This is a genomic window from Clostridium sp. CM027, from assembly GCF_024730565.1.
Lineage (GTDB): Bacteria > Bacillota > Clostridia > Clostridiales > Clostridiaceae > Clostridium_AD > Clostridium_AD estertheticum_B.
The window spans coordinates 1,148,035-1,166,399 of record NZ_CP077725.1 but is presented as its reverse complement, the minus strand read 5'-3'; the positions used below and the strand labels follow the sequence as shown (position 1 = coordinate 1,166,399).

The 18,365-nt window shown below is 30.2% G+C and carries 19 protein-coding genes; 13 read left to right on the top strand and 6 right to left on the bottom strand.

Annotation, left to right across the window (positions count from 1 at the left end):
* The first annotated feature begins 19 nt into the window (after window positions 1-19).
* The 7 genes from KTC92_RS05615 (at window position 20) to KTC92_RS05585 (ending at window position 6,523) form a co-directional block, all read left to right on the top strand.
* The gene (locus tag KTC92_RS05615; RefSeq protein WP_216303741.1) at window positions 20-1,432 is read left to right on the top strand and encodes a phosphoglucomutase/phosphomannomutase family protein; all 1,413 of its coding nucleotides are present in this window, start codon (window positions 20-22) and stop codon (window positions 1,430-1,432) included.
* A gap of 245 nt (window positions 1,433-1,677) precedes the next feature.
* Entirely contained in the window at window positions 1,678-2,142 is a 465-nt protein-coding gene (locus KTC92_RS05610) for a C-GCAxxG-C-C family (seleno)protein (RefSeq protein ID WP_216303740.1), read from the top strand.
* 12 nt (window positions 2,143-2,154) lie between these two features.
* Window positions 2,155-3,108 carry a TDT family transporter gene (locus tag KTC92_RS05605; protein ID WP_220286941.1) on the top strand — a complete coding sequence of 318 codons (954 nt, stop codon included), beginning with the start codon at window positions 2,155-2,157 and terminating at the stop codon, window positions 3,106-3,108.
* Window positions 3,109-3,389: 281 nt separating this feature from the next.
* The gene (locus KTC92_RS05600; protein WP_258280703.1) at window positions 3,390-4,550 is read left to right on the top strand and encodes a cell wall hydrolase; all 1,161 of its coding nucleotides are present in this window, start codon (window positions 3,390-3,392) and stop codon (window positions 4,548-4,550) included.
* Window positions 4,551-5,315: 765 nt separating this feature from the next.
* Window positions 5,316-5,702 carry a VOC family protein gene (locus KTC92_RS05595; protein ID WP_220286940.1) on the top strand — a complete coding sequence of 129 codons (387 nt, stop codon included), beginning with the start codon at window positions 5,316-5,318 and terminating at the stop codon, window positions 5,700-5,702.
* A 268-nt stretch (window positions 5,703-5,970) separates the two neighbouring features.
* Complete coding sequence (locus KTC92_RS05590; RefSeq protein ID WP_220286939.1) at window positions 5,971-6,141, top strand: hypothetical protein; 171 nt, start codon at window positions 5,971-5,973, stop codon at window positions 6,139-6,141.
* Window positions 6,142-6,316: 175 nt separating this feature from the next.
* On the top strand, window positions 6,317-6,523 hold the full coding sequence (locus KTC92_RS05585; RefSeq protein WP_220286938.1) for a hypothetical protein: 207 nt from the start codon (window positions 6,317-6,319) through the stop codon (window positions 6,521-6,523).
* Between the two features lie 111 nt (window positions 6,524-6,634).
* Here KTC92_RS05585 and KTC92_RS05580 read toward each other — a convergent pair whose 3' ends face one another.
* From KTC92_RS05580 to KTC92_RS05565, 4 genes are all read right to left on the bottom strand, one after another.
* Window positions 6,635-6,868 (bottom strand): hypothetical protein, encoded by a 234-nt coding sequence (locus KTC92_RS05580; RefSeq protein ID WP_165412278.1) that lies wholly within the window; start codon window positions 6,866-6,868, stop codon window positions 6,635-6,637.
* A gap of 111 nt (window positions 6,869-6,979) precedes the next feature.
* The gene (locus KTC92_RS05575; RefSeq protein ID WP_220286937.1) at window positions 6,980-7,621 is read right to left on the bottom strand and encodes an ABC-2 transporter permease; all 642 of its coding nucleotides are present in this window, start codon (window positions 7,619-7,621) and stop codon (window positions 6,980-6,982) included.
* On the bottom strand, window positions 7,621-8,481 hold the full coding sequence (locus KTC92_RS05570; RefSeq protein WP_220286936.1) for an ABC transporter ATP-binding protein: 861 nt from the start codon (window positions 8,479-8,481) through the stop codon (window positions 7,621-7,623). Before KTC92_RS05570 ends, KTC92_RS05575 begins: the two co-directional genes overlap by 1 nt.
* A complete protein-coding gene (locus tag KTC92_RS05565) occupies window positions 8,478-8,858 on the bottom strand; it encodes a GntR family transcriptional regulator (protein WP_165412281.1) in 381 nt (126 codons plus the stop codon). The genes KTC92_RS05570 and KTC92_RS05565 overlap by 4 nt, the downstream gene beginning before the upstream one ends.
* A 309-nt stretch (window positions 8,859-9,167) precedes the next feature.
* Between KTC92_RS05565 and KTC92_RS05560 the strand changes: the two genes are divergently transcribed.
* Entirely contained in the window at window positions 9,168-10,907 is a 1,740-nt protein-coding gene (locus KTC92_RS05560) for an ABC-F family ATP-binding cassette domain-containing protein (RefSeq protein WP_220286935.1), read from the top strand.
* A gap of 70 nt (window positions 10,908-10,977) precedes the next feature.
* On the opposite strand, the gene fliB is transcribed toward KTC92_RS05560, so the two are convergent.
* Window positions 10,978-12,198, bottom strand: a complete 1,221-nt coding sequence (gene fliB / locus KTC92_RS05555) for a flagellin lysine-N-methylase (RefSeq protein WP_216303732.1) — start codon at window positions 12,196-12,198, stop codon at window positions 10,978-10,980.
* Between the two features lie 233 nt (window positions 12,199-12,431).
* Entirely contained in the window at window positions 12,432-13,592 is a 1,161-nt protein-coding gene (locus tag KTC92_RS05550) for a metallophosphoesterase (protein WP_220286934.1), read from the bottom strand.
* Window positions 13,593-13,958: 366 nt separating this feature from the next.
* On the opposite strand from KTC92_RS05550, the gene KTC92_RS05545 reads away from it, so the two are divergent.
* From KTC92_RS05545 to KTC92_RS05525, 5 genes are all read left to right on the top strand, one after another.
* Window positions 13,959-15,332, top strand: a complete 1,374-nt coding sequence (locus KTC92_RS05545) for a DUF4317 domain-containing protein (RefSeq protein WP_220286933.1) — start codon at window positions 13,959-13,961, stop codon at window positions 15,330-15,332.
* A 100-nt stretch (window positions 15,333-15,432) separates the two neighbouring features.
* Entirely contained in the window at window positions 15,433-15,861 is a 429-nt protein-coding gene (locus KTC92_RS05540; protein ID WP_220286932.1) for a hypothetical protein, read from the top strand.
* Window positions 15,836-16,222 (top strand): HEPN domain-containing protein, encoded by a 387-nt coding sequence (locus tag KTC92_RS05535; protein WP_220286931.1) that lies wholly within the window; start codon window positions 15,836-15,838, stop codon window positions 16,220-16,222. The genes KTC92_RS05540 and KTC92_RS05535 overlap by 26 nt, the downstream gene beginning before the upstream one ends.
* A 127-nt stretch (window positions 16,223-16,349) precedes the next feature.
* Window positions 16,350-17,033, top strand: a complete 684-nt coding sequence (locus KTC92_RS05530; RefSeq protein ID WP_258280590.1) for a helix-turn-helix domain-containing protein — start codon at window positions 16,350-16,352, stop codon at window positions 17,031-17,033.
* Window positions 16,973-17,926 carry an IS3 family transposase gene (locus tag KTC92_RS05525; RefSeq protein WP_216304646.1) on the top strand — a complete coding sequence of 318 codons (954 nt, stop codon included), beginning with the start codon at window positions 16,973-16,975 and terminating at the stop codon, window positions 17,924-17,926. Before KTC92_RS05530 ends, KTC92_RS05525 begins: the two co-directional genes overlap by 61 nt.
* Window positions 17,927-18,365: the final 439 nt, after the last annotated feature.

The window sequence follows — 18,365 nt, the reverse complement described above, 5'->3', positions numbered from 1 at the left end:
TAGTAAAGGAGTTAAAAATATGATTAAATTTGGTACTGGTGGATGGAGAGCTTTTATAGGCGAAGATTTTACAAAAAAAAATGTACAACTTCTTTCTCAAGCTCTTGCAAACCTTATGAAAAATGAAAAATGTGAGGGCAGTGGTTTTGTAATAGGTTATGATAATAGATTTTTATCTGACAAATCAGCAAAATGGGTTTCAGAAGTAATGGCTGGAAATGGAATAAAGGTTTTTTTAGTAGGAAAATCTGCACCTACCCCTCTAATAATGTTCACTGTGAATTCTTTAGATGCATACTATGGTGCAGCTGTAACAGCAAGCCATAACCCAGCTGATTACAATGGACTCAAAATATTCACCAGGGGTGGAAGAGATGCTAAAGAAGACGTTACAAGAAGTCTTGAAGAAATTATAAACAATATTACTATAGATGATGTTAAGCTTGTTATCTTTGATAAAGGAATAGCAGATGGTTTAATTGAAATTATAGATCCGTTTAATGAATTTATAGATTCAATTATCAGCATGATAGATATAGAGTCTATAAGGAATAGCAAACTAAAGGTAGCTCTTGACCCAATGTTTGGAGTTTCAAAGACTTGCCTTCAAACTATACTTTTAACTGCAAGATGTGAGGTTGAAATAATAAATAATAGACACGATACCTTATTTGGTGGAAGATTACCTTCCCCAAGCACACACACACTACATCGTTTAAAGGATTTAGTAGTTGAAAAAGGATATGATATCGGGATAGGGACAGATGGGGATGCTGATAGACTTGGAATCATAGATGAAAAAGGTAACTTTATTCATCCAAACGATATTCTTTCTGTGTTATATTACTATTTATTAAAGTACAAGGGATGGAAAGGTGGAGCTGTAAGAAACCTTGCAACCACTCACCTCCTAGATAAAATAGCAGCGAGCTTTGGTGAGGAATGCTACGAGGTTCCAGTTGGTTTCAAGAACATAAGCTCAAAAATGGAAGAAAAGAATGCATTAATCGGAGGAGAAAGCAGTGGTGGATTAACTATTCGTGGGCATATTAAGGGAAAAGACGGAATATTTGCTGCTAGCCTTCTAATCGAATTGCTTAGTGTAACAGGAAAAAGCTTATCGGAATTACTTGAAGAAATTCATAAGCAATATGGATACTTCTACATGACTGAATCTGATTATAAATTCAGCATAGAAGACAAGGAACAGATTAGGACAAAACTTTTCGTAAATAAGTTAATCCCAAATTTTGGTTATAAAGTAGAAAAAACAAACTACGAAGATGGCTTAAAGGTATATTTTAGAAATGGTGGCTGGATTATAGCAAGATTCTCTGGCACAGAACCGCTTTTAAGAGTATTTTCTGAAATGGAAAATGAAGCTATGGCCAATGAAATAAGTAATATTATGAGAGAATTCTTAAACTTATAAGCATATTAATATTGCAGCACAGAAGGTGATGATTTAATAAAAGGTGTATTTTATACCTAATTATGGTATAGAATACACCTTTTATTTTTTGATTTAATTAAAAAGTTACCCATAACAAAAGGAATTGTGTTCACAATTTGTTTGCGGCCATTGGTGGTGTCCATGTGTTTCAATTAACTAGTGGACTTGCTGTAATATTACATATATAATAGTATGTGGAATATTTTATTAAAAGGGGGCAACTTATGAGAAATGAAGTTAGTATTAAAAAAATAAGAAGAGAAGCAGAAGAGTCATTCAGAAAAGGTGATTTTTTTTGTTCCGAAGCTATTGTTAGCTCAATAAAAAACAATTTTGAAATTCCAATGCCAGATGAGATGATTGCAATGTCTTCAGGATTTCCTCTTGGAATAGGAAAATCAAAATGTGTTTGCGGTGCTGTATCAGGCGGAGTAATGTGCATAGGTTATTTCTTTGGGAGAACAACAGCTGGAGATCCTAAGGTGCAAAATGCTCTTAAGTTTGCTAATGAATTACAAGAGAGCTTTAAAAATAACCATAAGGTGTTATGTTGTAAAGTCCTTACTCACGGAATGGACATGACTTCTGGAGAACATCAAGCACAATGCATTTCCTTTACTGGGGAAATAGCTGAAAAAGCTGCGCAAATTATAGTTAGAGAGCTCGGCCTTGTAAATATTGATGAATAAGGTGGTAAAAAAATGAAAAGCCTGATAGAAAAAACTCCTGTACCAATTGCAGGGTTAATGTTAGCTTTAGCAGCAACTGGTAATCTATTATTATCTTATGGTGATATATACAGGAACATCTTTGGAGTTGTAGCTTCATTAATATTAGTACTCCTTATATTTAAGATATTTTTTGATACAAAAAGTGTAGTAGAGTCTTTTAAAAACCCAGTTGTTGCCAGCGTAATGATTACTTTTACTATGGGTTTAATGATTTTGGCAACTTACATAGTTCCGTATGCTCATTCAATATCCTTTGGTGTGTGGTCTTTTGGTTTATTACTGCATTGTTTTTTACTAATTTGTTTTACTGCAAAATTTATTTTTAACTTTGATATAAAAAAAGTTTTTCCAAGCTATTTTGTAGTTTATGTTGGTATTGTGGTAGCAAGTATGACTGCACCTACCTATAATTTAATTAGTCTTGGAAAAGGTATTTTCTGGTTTGGCCTTATATCATATTTATTATTGTTGCCTATTGTGATTTATAGGACATTCTTTATTAAGGGAATTCAAGAGCCGGCACTACCAACTATTTCAATATTCGCGGCTCCAGCTAGCTTATGTTTAGCTGGATATTTAGCATGTTTTACAGTGAAAAATAATTTTATATTAGGCTTTTTAGGAGGTCTAGCATTTATAATGTTCTTAGTGGTGATTTTGTATTTACCAAAGCTACTTAAAACTAAATTTTACCCAAGTTATTCTGCTTTTACTTTTCCAATGGTGATAAGCGCAGTTGCTATGAAGCAACTTAATGGGTATCTAGTTAATATTAAAGAACCAATATATATGTTAAAATATTTGGTTAAATTTCAAGAAGTACTAGCTGTTTTAATCGTTATTTATGTTTTAGCAAGATACTTTAAATTTCTTTTTCTTGAGGATAAAATCTCCAAAAATTCTAAAATAGACGAAGCGATCTAAACATATAATAAATAGGACTGTGATTAGATTGGATATAAAGCTAATTATAGTCTTTTTATTACTTATATTGGAAGAAAAAAGCTTAAGAAGCTATTAACAGAAAAGCCTCAAAATGAACAGAATATATATGATAGACAATTTGATAACTGGGCGCCATATTACAAATAATTAAAAGACCAATATTTGCTATACATATCTCTGTATGTTATTATGTTCAGATGATAAAAACTTTTAAACATAATATATTTAAAAATAAAATATTATGTAGGGGGGATGGAGAATTGAACAAAAAAATAATTTCAGCCGTAATGGCACTTGGTGTAATTATAAGCGTTAGTTCTACTAGCGTATATGCAGATTCTGCATCAGATAAGGCAAAAATTCGTCAGGTTCAAACTCAAAGAAACGACCTTGAAAGCAAAGTTGAGATTATGAACAATAAGCGTGAAACAATTATGTCTAATATCGATAGTAATGAAAGCAGTATAGCTATAACACAAAAGAATATTAAGCAAACAAAAATAAATATTGAAAAAGCAGAGGCTGATATCAAAGCAGAACAGATTATTTTTAATAAAAGAATGAGAGTAATGTATATGAATGGGTCATCAAGCTATCTAAACATTATGCTAAACTCAAATGGTATGGATGATTTTATATCCAGAGTAGAAAATATTAAAAGGGTAGTAACATTTGATCAAAAGGTTATGAATAATATGAAAACAAAAGAAGCAGCAATTAATTTAAAGAAGGTAGCGCTAGATTCAGAGAATACAAAGTTGCTATCTTTAAGAGTTGAGAATAAAAAGAATTTAGCGATTTTAACAGAACAAAAATCAGACCAAGATGTATTAGCATTAAAATTGAATGCCCTAGAAAATCAATATGGCGCACAACTTGTAATAGATCAAGCTAATGAAGCAAGACAAGCAACAGAAGAAAAACAAGCATTAATTGATTCAAGAAAAGCTAATAACAAACGGAATGAATCTCCTAAACAAGTTGTAAAAACTCCAGAAATAGCTAGTTATACTTCAGTGCAAACTAAACCTATAGCAATCAAAAATGACTCAAGTGATTTGGACTTGCTATCAAGATTAATAACTGCCGAAGCAGGAGGAGCATCTTATAAAGCTCAAGTTGCTGTAGGCGCTGTAGTTTTAAACAGAGTTAAGAGCAGCAGTTTTCCAAATTCAATCAGTGCTGTTATTAATGAAAAAACAAATGGTTTTTATCAATTTACTCCAATACTAAATGGTAACATTAACAGACCTGCACAGGCAAGTGCTGTTAAGGCTGCAAATGAAGCACTCAGTGGAAATGATCCAACAAATAATGCACTGTTTTTTTATAGTGGTAGTGCACCTAAGGGCTTGACTTTACCACAACCAGTTTCATTAAGAATAGACGATTTAACATTTATTAAAATGCTAAAAGACTGACTATAGAGTATTTTTGATAACTTCGTAACTAAAGATTTAATTTTAATACAATCATATATATTTATTGCTTAGGACTACATAATTATTAATCATCTTAAACTCAAATATGAGTACTGGGATGGTACAGAGAATTATTATGAATAAGGGAGTTCACTTTGTGAACTCCCTTATATATATACAAATATTTAATTTTGAACTAAGTAGAGATTAGTAATTTTTTTAACTAAAGTATTTTTCTTTGTCTTATCACATATCTTAAAGACCTCTTATTTATAAATTGTACTAACCTCTAAAAACTTTAACAACTTAATTTGAAACATTGGACTATCCCCTTTCTATTAGCAATTCTTTTAGTTTATCTAATGAAGGTTAATATCTTTGTGGAATCACTTCCATCTCTTGTACTAATTAAATTCTGTTGTTTTGTTTATAAATTAATAATATCATAGTAATAGATGTTTGTAAACAACTATTTTCAATTAATAATAAATGTTATTTAAGAAGAAATTTCAATGATTGTTAGTGGAGGAGGGATATATAAATAATAATGATGAGTATGAGTAAAAAATATATGCATTTACATCTCCTATATTAATAATACGCTGGTGTGAAAAAATTTGCAAACTAGTGATTTAAGTAGAATATATGTTAGTATTAAAATATCATATGTATATATTAATAGAAAACTAAATGCTTCACAGTATTCTTAAACTGTGGTGCATCCGAAAGAAAATACGTACGTAATATAAAGAAGGAGATAAAAAAATGAAGTTAAATAAGATTCATCATATAGCTATTATTTGCACAAATTATGAAAGATCTAAAGAATTTTACGTTAATGTTTTAGATTTGAAAATCATTAAAGAAACATACAGAAAAGATAGAGAATCATATAAGCTCGACTTAGGTGTTGGAGAGAATTATCAAATAGAATTATTTTCTTTTCCGCAATCACCTAAAAGGGCGAGTTATCCTGAAGCAAGAGGACTAAGGCATCTTGCTTTTGAGGTAGATAACATTGATGAGGCGATAAAAGAACTGGCTGATAAGAATGTAATTGCTGAGCATATTAGAATTGATGAGATTACGGGGAAAAAATTTACTTTTTTTAGTGATCCAGATGATTTACCTATAGAATTATATGAAAAATAGTAGGATAGCATTTTAAAATTGACAACTGTATGTCATAGCATAAATATCTTTGAAGAGCTTTTTTAACTTGCATAATTTCCCAAGGGTCTGGCCCATTACAGAGATAAAACAGACAAGCAGTGTTGCTCAAAAGGCTGTTTGTAGGGTATAATAAATTAGTAAAATAACAAGACCTACCTTGAAAATATTTATCGTGAATATTAATTTAGAAGGTATTAGTTATGAAGTTTTTTTAAGCCGTAAAAAATAAAAAAAAGAGGGTAAAAATATGAAAAATGATATAAACAAAAACATGGAAATAATGAAAAAAATTATTGAAGAAAGAAAAGCAAAATCTTCCACGCAAAAAAATAATAAGAGAGCATCAGTCTATGGATCACAAAGCGCATCATCAGGTAATGGCGGAGGTTTAGTTGGTAAAAATAACAGGGGTCAATGAATAAATTCCCTTGTTATTAATAAAATATATGTAACTCTAAAAGTTTATTTCATAGAGAAATCTAGGGGTAGGCTTTTTTTTATTGATTAGCAACTCTCAAATTCAACTAAATATGATATTATCATTAACTTATGGGCATTATAATATAAAATAATTAGTAAAGGAGATGCTTTTTATGAGTCAAAATAAAACCATAGCTGAAAACAATCAAAATATTATACCTAATAGTGAAAATAGTCTGAGCCAAAATATGAACATGAAACAAAAAGATCAAAGCCTTATGGCTAATAGTTTAGATAGTGAAAATGCTAAAAATGGATATAAGGTTAATGGAAATGCTAGCGTGCAAGCTGCTAATCAAGGAACTAGAAATAAAAACTAGATGAATTAATTTACTTGGAAATCTTAAAATGTGAAAACACAGTAGAGTTATACTTTCTCTACTGTGTTTTTTATATAAATTAACAAGATAGTGAATTAATTAATACAAAAGTTAATTTATTGGTGTACATATTCCTTGTGTAAATTGCGTAATTGCGCCAGTATTAATGTTTACTAAATATAAACATAAGGAATATTCTTGTTCAGGATTAACAGGATCTTTGTAAGATTTTCCTATCGCGTAATAATCATCACCATTATAAATACCTGTTCTCTGGAATCTTTGATTAGTTGTATTAAAAGTTTCGTTAGTATCTAATTTTACTTTTGATTTAACTAAATCCATTGCCTGTAGTTAAATACACAAAGGGGAACAGCACACATATTATTACTACTGGGGTTGGTAAAGCATGCATAGTTATCGCTCCTTTCTCAAAATGTATAAGTTATACTGCTGTTATAGCAATTCTTTCTTTGAGTAAATGTTTATAGATATATTCATAGAAATAAAGAGGATAGCAATTATAGCCACAATCGGCATTAAGTACTGGACCAATATAGGCATTGCAGACAATACCGTAAAATCGAGTTTAATATTGGCTTTTATTAATACAGTCAATAAAAATGGAGTTCCCATGATCAATATCATGAAGAAATACTTTGTTTTTTCAAAGCCAAATTTATATTGTACAGGTGTGTATACGCTAAATAGGATTACTGAAATCAGCAGTGCAATAAGATAGTTGTACGGAGTAAGATATTCAATTTTGACAAATAGCAGTGCTAATACGTTATATGCCACACAGCAATAAGCAAAGATCAATAGGAGAAAAGCATATCTTGCTTTTACAAGACTACTACGGGAGTATGGCGTAGAACACAGCAGAGCTTCAGCTTTAGGGTATTTCATTTCGGCCATCAAAACATATTGATACAACATAAACACCGAAAAAATCACCGATAACAAAAAAGCACTAAGCCCCCAAAATTGGGATGGTTGTATCATCATAAAAAGAGGTATAGCAAATGGAAAAGTAACTAAAAGCAGCAAATATTTTTTTATAAGTAAGATATCTTTTTTAACAAGATGTACCAGCATTATTTTCCCCCTCCTTCGACATAGCCCAGCATAATATCTTCTATGGTAGGTCTTTCAACCAAAATGTCTTTTATGCTTTTTTGAACTTGAGATAATTTATTGGTGATACCAGTAAATCCAAATCCTGTTTCTTGAATATTTAAGAACAATTTTCTGGTTTCAATAGTCAAATCCTTGCTATCACCTTTTACTAATCGATGGGTATCAATCAATGTATCCTTTTCTTCCTCGAATAAAATCTTGCCATTGTTAATAAGAATTATCATATCTGCAACTTTATCAAGATCTGAAGTTATGTGAGTTGAAAAGAAAACGCTCTTGCCACCTTGTTTCATATAATCTGTCAAGATATTCATGAATTGGCTTCGAATTAAGGGGTCAAGTCCACTTGTAGGCTCATCCATAATAAGTAAGTCTGCCTCATGGGAAAGTGCCAAAGTTAATGCGAACTTCATACGCATACCTTTTGAAAGTGTTGAAATCTTTTGGCGTGGATTGAGTGAAAAACGTTCCATATAGGTTTTGTAATCCTGCTCATTCCAACTTGAATACGACGGTGCAATAATGCTTTTCATTTCTTTCATTGTCAATTCATCATAAAAGCAGCCATCATCCAGCACAACGCCAATACGGTTTTTCAACTCATGCCCATGTTTATCCATATCCTTTCCAAAGAATTTGATAGTACCGGCACTTCTCATTACAAGACCAAGAATGGTCTGTATAGTGGTTGTTTTACCAGCCCCGTTAATACCTATAAAACCTGTAATACAATCTTCCTGTAAAGAAAAACTAACATCGGAAAGGGCAAATTTATTATAAGATTTATTTAATCCTGATACTTCTAATACATTGTTCATTGTTCATCCCCCTCATATAAAATATTCATCATTGCATTTAATTCCTCTTTAGAAATTTTTAACGTCTTTGCTGTTTGAATTAAGTCCTGCATTTTTTGTTCAACAATACGCCGTTTAGAGTCACGAAGCAGCTCTAAATTACCAGCAGAAATAAAAGTGCCAATGCCCACCTGACTTGTAATAAATCCCTCTTGCTCTAATTCATTGTAGACACGACGAATAGTAAGAATGCTTACTTTCAAATCAGTGGCAAAATTTCTGATAGATGGAAGTGGATCACCCTCAGACATCTCACCTTTAAAAATAATATCTTTTAGTTGGTCTTTTATTTGTTGGTATAGGGGTATATTGGATATATTTGAAATTAAAATCTTCATATCACCTTATCACCTCCCTAAGTGTATAGTGTGTATTAACTTAATACACACTATACACTTAGGTTGTGTTTTTGTCAACATGTTAGTGGGTACCCGGCTCGCAAAGACTTTTTAGAATTAACGGATATCACGAGAAGCTTTAATATGAAATGATTGAATTTAGTCGTAAAAAATGTTATGCTAACAATGGTAAACTCAGTAGAATGTCTTTACTACATAAAAATAAGTGTAAAATTGCAATTGAAAATACAATATATTGAAGAGCTTATTTTTATAGGCTCTTTTTTAGTGATAAAGAGAGGTAATAATATGATAAAAATTGATAACTTGTCCTACTCATTTCCGCAAAAGGATCTATATAATAATATTTCATTTACATTAGAAGATGGTCAACACTGTGCTTTTATAGGAACAAATGGCAGTGGAAAAAGTACACTGATAGATATAATTATGGATCCAGAAAAATATATGTTCGATGGAAAGCTCGAGATTGACCTAAATTGTAGAATTGGGTATGTAAGTCAATTCTCGCAACAGGGCGAAATGAAAGAAATTACAGTTTTCGAATATATAGGGGAAAAATTTATTAAACTACAAAATGAAATAACATCTATTTGCAGTGAAATGGAAACATCTTCGGATATTGATTCTTTACTAGAAAAGTATCAACAAACTTTAGACGCATTTGATGCAATTAATGGGGATGATTTCGAAAATATCATTAATAAAAACTTAAATCTTGCAAACTTAAGCAAGTATAAAGATCTAATGATATCTGAACTTAGTGGTGGGGAATTCAAGCTTATTCAAGTAATTAAGGAAATGCTAAATAGTCCAGACTTAATGATTATGGATGAACCCGATGTGTTTTTAGACTTTGAAAACCTTAATTCGCTTAAAGATCTAATTAATTCGCACATTGGAACAATGTTAATTATTACGCACAACAGATATATATTGAATCATTGTTTTAATAAAATTCTACACCTTGAAAACATGGAGATCCAAGAGTTTGATGGAAACTATATTGAGTATAACTTCTCATTACTTCAAACTAAAATTGAGTTACAAGAACTAGCTGCTACTGATAATGAAGAACTTGAGAGAAACGAGATCTTAATAAAGAAGTTAAGATTTCTCGCAACTGAGTATAATCAATCTTCTAAAGGGAAAGCTCTAAATGCTAGAGTTAAAATTCAAGAAAGATTAGAAAAAAGTAGAATTAAATCGCCATTTGTAGATATTAAACAACCGAATATCAGTTTAGTTACAGATAATGAAATCGAAGAAACCATTGTTTTAAAAGTTAATGATTACAGTGTTGCCTTTGATGATATGCTTCTAGAAAATGTTAACTTTGAGATTAAATCTACTGATAAAGTAGCTCTTATCGGTTCAAATGGTGCCGGGAAAACGACGTTACTTCGAGAAATATTTAAAAACAATCATGATTCTATTGAGATAAATGAAGATGTTGAAGTGGCTTATTTGTCTCAACTTCAAGGCAAAACACTAAATGAGTCTAATACGATACTTGAAGAGTTCTTAGATGCTGGTTTTAAAACTAATCAAGAGGTTAGAGCATATATTTCTGGTTATGGTTTCGAAGAAGAAGCCATTAATCAAAAGATAGGGGCTTTATCTGGTGGAGAAAAAAATATGCTTCAACTGGCTAAAGTTTCTGCTAGTAAAGCAAACATTTTGCTTCTTGATGAACCGACAAGTCATTTAGACACATATTCACAAATAGCACTGGAAAAAGCCATAGAAAACTATAAAGGTGCGATTCTCATGATTTCCCATGATTTCTATTCTATAGTAAACTGTATGGATTTTGTTTTAATCATAGAAGATAAGACAATTAGAAAAATGAGTATGCGAAAATTTAGAAAGATGATTTATGCTAATCATTTTGACAAAGACTATTTAGAAATTGAACAAAAGAAAAAATTAGTCGAAACAAAAATAGAATTGGCTTTAAAAGATATTGATTTTACGCTTGCAAAAGTTTTATCGCAGGAGTTAGAAGAGCTGATTAAGTTACTCTAAATTTAGCAAAGTTTAAGTGGAAATATTGAGCTCTCTTGTATATACATTGAGAACTCAATATTTTTTATTTTTATAAAAGTGTTTTAGCAAATTGTATATTATCAAGTTTATTTTCTTTCATATAATTTATTGAATCAATTAAAAAAGTTCTGTGATGTTCTATGGTCTTCGATAAAGATTGAATAAATTCAACTATATTTTCTTTGTTATCCTGTTTATTATATAGATAGTTACCAACTAAATAAAATCTAATAAATGAATATCTTACTAAAAGCATAATATATCCATCGAATATTGATTCTGATTCAGAAAATGGAAACATATAGTTATACATAAAATTCACCAAATAATTTTCGAAAATATAGCTATTATTATTCATAAAATTTTCAGTATAATCTTCAAATGCTTTTATGTACATTTCTGAATGTTTACTAATGTCGCCACCTTCATCAAACTTGAATCCAGCTATAATTTGCTTAGTATATTCCTTAAAATAAAGACTATCCACTTCTTTAGATACATTTAAGAAGCCTATCATCTTTTTGAAAAAATCTATCTGAACAATATAACTTAATTGATCTCTTTCATAACCATCACTAACTAAGTTCATATCATATTCCCTAATAAATTTAGGTACATTAGTATACTTATATTTAAGTTCTTCTTCTAATGTTTTTATAAAATCACCTAATATATAAAGTCTTTTACTTAAGTCGAACTTTCTGTTTTGTATTATTTCAACACTTAGATTTCTAATTTCTTTAAAATATTTAAAAGGCGAATTATCATATTCTTTAGAGCTGGTTTCAATATCACCTGATAGTATATGTTTGCCTAAAGTTTCTTCACTTTCTTTAAACCCAATTCCTTCTTCTTTTAGTAAAATAATTCTTGCAGCTTCCGGACAGGCAATATCAAGTGATATTTCATAACATGTATCTACTTTATTAATTATTCTAGGAAAAGATGTGCAAACATTTGAAAGATACTCTTCTCCAATTTTGGAATAAATAATACAATAATTTTCGTCATCTAAAAAAGCACACCTTTTTCCAGTTTTTAATTCTATTTTTCCATAATCTATATCAGGACTTAGGTATTCATCATTATTATGTACATTTTTTTGAATCATTCGCTTCATTTCTTTGTCTTGAACCTTATAATATTGCCTAAAGGTAACCTTATCGATATCTATATCCCATCCAATACAACAGCTATCTGTACATTTTCCACCTATACATTTAAATTCTTTAAGATAGCTCGGATATCTCATTTTTATATTTTTTTCCATTGTATACTTCCTTTGTATATAAATTATTTCAAGTTTTCTGTTTCATATTTATTTTACTATAGTATTTTAAGTCTGTCAGATGTATTTTTATTGCCAAGGGTCTGACCCTGTTGTGGGGACACGCTTTGCTGGACCCACTTACTAATTAAACCATAAACCATTAAGGAAAAGCTACTACATTACTTTAAACTAAGAAATATAGTAGCTTCGTCTACATTCTAAATAACTATTTATTATTTGAGTTTAAGATTTATTTCAACAATTTCCGAGCGGCTACCTATCCTAATTGGAGGTCCCCATGTTCCATAACCTGAAGATACAATAAATTGAGAATTGTTCTTTTTTAAATACCCATAGTCTATTTCAAAAATTCCATTGGTTATAATATTTGCAGGAAATATCTGACCTCTATGGGTGTGACCTGATAGTTGTAAATCAATCCCCTGGTTTTCAGGTTCACTTAAATTTACTGGCTGATGATCCATAAGCAAAAATGGTTTTGTCTTATCTAAGTCCTTTACTAAGGATGACAAATCTTTTCTTTTAATTTTTGTAACACGCTCTAAGGATGGGTCTTGTCTACCTATAACATAAAAGCTATCACTTACCAAAACTGAATTATCACGCAGCACAGTTATACCTGCATTCTCAAAATTTTTAACTACATCATCTACATTACTTCCCATTCCATCATGATTACCAAGGGAGGCATACACTCCATATTTGCTTTTAATTCGCCTAAAGTTATCACGCATGTTTTCTTTTACAAAAGGGTCAATGCTACTATCAATAATGTCTCCAGGTATTAACACAATGTCAGGTTTTAAATCATTGATTTTATTTACCATACCTGTAAGCCTATTATTATCTACCATAATCCCAAGATGAATGTCCGAGACCATAATAACCTTCAAGGTCTCTAGATTACCCGCAACTTTATCAACATTTAGATCATACTTTGTTACTCTTACGCTACGAGCACTCCAAGTACCATATATCATTACACCAAATATAAAGGCAACTACTAGACCCATTACTATTAACGAAACATTAGTATCGCCAGATAAACTTCTTGGGAGAATTATAATTTTTCTATTTATAACTCTTATTAAATCTATTATAGGCAATATTAAAATAAGATAAAACATTATTGCCATCCAATATGATCCTATAATATTTAATTTAGTTGATATTATTGCTGGTATGAAAGAAGGTATAAGCGTTGTTACAATATATGATGATGCTATTATTGAAAACAGTATCCAATATATTTTGGGATTTATACAAGGAATATGGCGAAATAGGTTCTGCCACATCCTTAAACCTATATAATAATTTATGCTTCCATACAAGCAAATAAATAAAATAGCAATAAGTATCATTAATCCATTCATTTTTTTGCTCCTTCATATTGTTTTTTTATTATAAAATTTTATACTATATAAAATTATACCATGATGTTGTGTTTTCGCACAGTCTATTGGTGAGATTGCAAAGATTAATTACCAATAATTCATACTGTAGGGTTAGAAAAACAAATACCATAAATTGGAAATGAAATGTACAAGCTGTGTTGCTATTCTATTCTCAATAGAAATCATTTAAAAAACTGATATATAAATCCTTTATTTTCTGTAAAAAAAATACTATAATTAATAACGATAATATATTAATTATAGCTACAAACAAAAAATACTAAAGACAAACCACTTCAACTATAAATTTACGTAAGGTTTGTCTATAAATTGAGGAGCTTATACATGAGAAGAAAAGATATACTTGAGTTAAAAAGACGTTTTAAAAAAGAGCAATGCACCTTCACTAAAATGTGTGGCTGCTATGTTAATGGAGAAAAACATACTATTTTAAAATTTAGAGAAAGCTTTCTAAATTTAGATGAGGATGAATACTTTAAATATTTAGAAATTGCTAAAAAAGTACTGTCTGGAACTATTGGGAATAATATTTTAGAACTTAACTTTGAAGTTAATGAAGAATTTACAAATGAAAGACAGACTTCACTTATGCAGCTTAAAAACAGTCAATTAAAAGATGATGCTCTTGTAGATAACCTTTATGATTTGATTATAGACAATTATGATTACACTGGTAATTTTTTAATACTCTTTTTTCATGATGCTTATGATGTTGTTAGCAAAACCAGAGATAATATAAAGATAGATGAATCTGAAGAAGTATATGAATATGTGTTATGTGCAATATGTCCAGTTTCACTTTCAGAGCCTGGTCTTAGATACTTTGAAGAAAAAAACGAAATAAAAGCACGTATTAGAGATTGGGTAGTCGAGTCCCCGATTAATGGCTTTGTGTTTCCTGCTTTTATTGATCGTAGCTGCGATGTTAACTCTATTATGTATTATACAAAAAATGCAAAGGATACACATACTGAATTAATGGAAAATGTTCTAGGTTGTCTTTCAAAACAAACGGCTACGGTGCAAAAGGAAACATTCCAATCAATTATTAAAGATTCTTTTAGTTCTGATGAAAATAAAGCTGATAAAATTTTTATGGATATACAAGAAAATCTAAGCACTTTGATAGAAGAATACAATGATTTAAACGATGATGCAGACTGTGAACCTATAAGCTTAACAAAGAAGGATATACAAAAACTTTTAATAGAAAGTGAAGTTCCGCAGGAAATTACTACTGAGATTGAAAACTCCTATGTAGAGAACTTTGGTGATGATATTACTTTAGCAAAGAATTTAATTGACGCAAAGGCTCTTAAGGCAAATGTGCAAAGAAAAAAGGAAGAACGCCTTCACAAACAAGTAGAAATACTTCAAGCTAGACTTGATCAAGTTGAAAAAGAGAATACTATAGATAATGAAACTGACCTGTCTACAGAAGTTAATGATGATAATGTGGTTTTAGAAGAAGCTTTAGAAACTGATTTAGAAGAAACTTTAGAAACTAATTTAGAGAAAGGTCCAGATGCATATTCAGAAGATAGTGATGGGAGCCCTCATTATGATGTTATACTACAAGTAAAACCCGAAAAAGTATCTCAAATAAAATCTCAAATAATTAATGGCCAAAAATGCATAGTTATTCCTATTAATGACAATGAACAAACTACGGTTAATGGTATAGATAATTTAATTTAAAACAACTAACTTTACACCTTTCGACAAGTGACAGTCATCCTTTGTTATTTACACTCAATTTATGTAGTGATACAATATAAGAATAGGAAGGTGAAATATTATGATAGAATGTTTAAAAGATTTCTATGCATTAGATAATATTTTTAATACAAGTAATAATACCAATTATAAATTTGAAAATTTAATTGGGTTGGATAATTATGAATGTATACATCCAGTCAAACAAAGGAAAGTTTATGAAATTGCTAATCTATTATTAAAAGATAATGTTGGTAAGCACATCACTGATATTATAGTGTTTGGTAGTGCCACAACGCTTTTCTGTAGTAGCTTTAGTGATATTGATATAATCGTTTTAGGTGATTTTTCTGAGTTTTATCCAACTGTAGATTTACACGAGTTTGGAGAAATTGATTTATTTGGATATAATAAAAAACTATTCCTTAGTGATATGGAAAATAATAATTTTTATAGGAACGCTTGGGCGAAAGGGGTAAGAATATATGAGCAATTATCTGCATCTTGCTAAGAGTGATTTGAAGTATGCGAATTTTGGTCTTACAAATTGCACAGACGAAGTAGAAATTAATTATGCGGCTTATCATGTAAATCAAGCAATTGAAAAAATAATTAAAGCACTTTTAGAGCTTAATGGGAATGATTTGACTGACAGAAAGTATAAGACACATAATATAAGTTATTTAATTTCGTCTCTTCCTAAAGGGACACAGGTGCCGAATATAATAGTCGAAAGGAAATTTGAAATTATTAGATGGGTATCAGAGCCAAGATATAATGTGAATTTTAGAGAATCTAAAGAGGATATTTTAATTATATATACTGCAGCATTTGAGTGGCTTAATCAAATCATGTTGATGCAGAGTAGATAATGTTTATTTTATTTTTACTGCCTTTCTAGTCTTTAACAAGTTAAAAGGGAATTCAAATTGATATGCTCCCCTTATGGTAGACAGTTAAAATAATAAAACTGTTTACTATAAGGAGGGCTATTTTTTTATGGGAAGAAAATCAACTATATCAGACCAACAAAAAATTAAGGCTGTAACATCATATTTAAATGGAAAAGCTAGTATGTTAAGTTTATGCAACAAACTTCAAGTACATAAGAGTTCTTTTCAAAAATGGGTAATACGATATAAATCAGAAGGTGAAGCTGGGTTAAAACATTCTAGCAAAAATACTTCTTATACTGCCAAAATCAAGATTAACATTGTAAAAGAATATCTTGATGGGCATGGCTCACTGAATGATTTATGCATTAAGTATCATATTTCGTCAAATACAGTTTTATGCAATTGGATAAAGAAGTATAATGGTCATGAAAACATAAAATCTTCTGGAACAGGAGGAAAAATAATCATGACCAAAGGACGCAAAACTTCTTATATTGAACGCATTGAAATCATAAAGTACTGTATTGAAAACAATAACAGTTATAATAAAACTGTTGAAAAATATAAGGTATCTTATCCTCAGATTTATACCTGGATGAAGAAGTATAATCAGTTTGGTATTGAAGGGCTTTTGGACCGACGTGGAAAGCCAAAGGCTGAAGAGTTAATGACAGAAGATGAAAAGCTAAAAGCTCAATACAAGCTTTTAGAAGCACAAAATAGAAGATTACGGATGGAGAATGCTCTTCTAAAAAAAATCCAAGAGATAGAAAGAAGGCGATATTAAGCGAAGCTAGATACGAAGATACTTATCTTGCAATCCAAGAATTATCTAACAAAGATAAATTTCCTATAACTGAGTTGTGCATTATAGGCGGCGTTAGCCATTCTGCATATTATAAATGGCTACACAGAGAAAAAAGTAACCGAGTATTGAAAAACGAAGAATTATTAAAGCTTATTTGTGAGTTATATGAGGAAAAAGACGGTATCTTAGGCTATCGCCAGATGACGATTAAAATCCGTAGAGAATATAATAAAAAAGTTAATTATAAACGAATTTATCGTCTGATGCAGATATTAGGATTAAAATCCGTATGCAGAAAAAAAAGATATAATTATATTAAGTCAACTCCTGAAGTTACTGCAGAAAATATTTTGGATAGAAATTTTAAAGCAGAACAAGTCAATAAAAAATGGCTTACAGATGTAACCGAGTTTAAATATGGGAGAAGTGGACAAAAGGCTTATCTAAGTGCAATATTTGATTTAGGTGATAGAAGTATTGTTTCATATGTCATTGGTCATTCTAATAATAACCAATTGGTTTATCAAACCTTTAATCTTGCTGTTAAAGTATACCCTGATGCTAAACCAATATTTCATAGTGACCGAGGTTTCCAGTATACTTCAAAAATATTTAAAGAAAAACTAAAAAAAGCTGGAATGATACAGAGCATGTCGAGGGTTGGGCATTGTATTGATAATGGTCCAATGGAAGGATTTTGGGGAATCTTAAAAACAGAAATGTATTATCTTCATAAATTTGAAGACTATGAAAGCTTAAAGAAATCGATTGAAGACTATATAGAATATTATAATAATAGACGTTATCAAAAACGTTTAAAGTGCATGACACCAATGGAATATCAGCGATATCTATTAGGTAATGCAGCATAAATAAAGCGCCTACCAAATAATAGACGCCTTACATAAAATCTTTAATTATTTCCACTGTCTACTTGACAGGGGGCAGTTCAAATGAATTCCCTTTTAATATATTCGTATAGTCAATCCACCATGTTATCATCTGCAATAAAATCTACATCAACATTCTTCTCCCTAAGCTTATTAATATAAACCACTGCACACCTAAATGTCTTTTTATTCTTTGGATTTTATTGTCTCACTGAAAAATTCACAGGCTTATTGTAACATTTACAAACTACTATTCAATTTGAAGTCAATATATTTTTCAAAACTAATTACAGTTTTGAATTTACAATGAATTTGTGCGGAAAGCCCACTCCTTAAGGTGTGGGATGGATAGCACTTGTCGATAGGCAATAAAAGAATTATAAAAAAAATAATAAAGGAACAAATATAACACTATAATTAA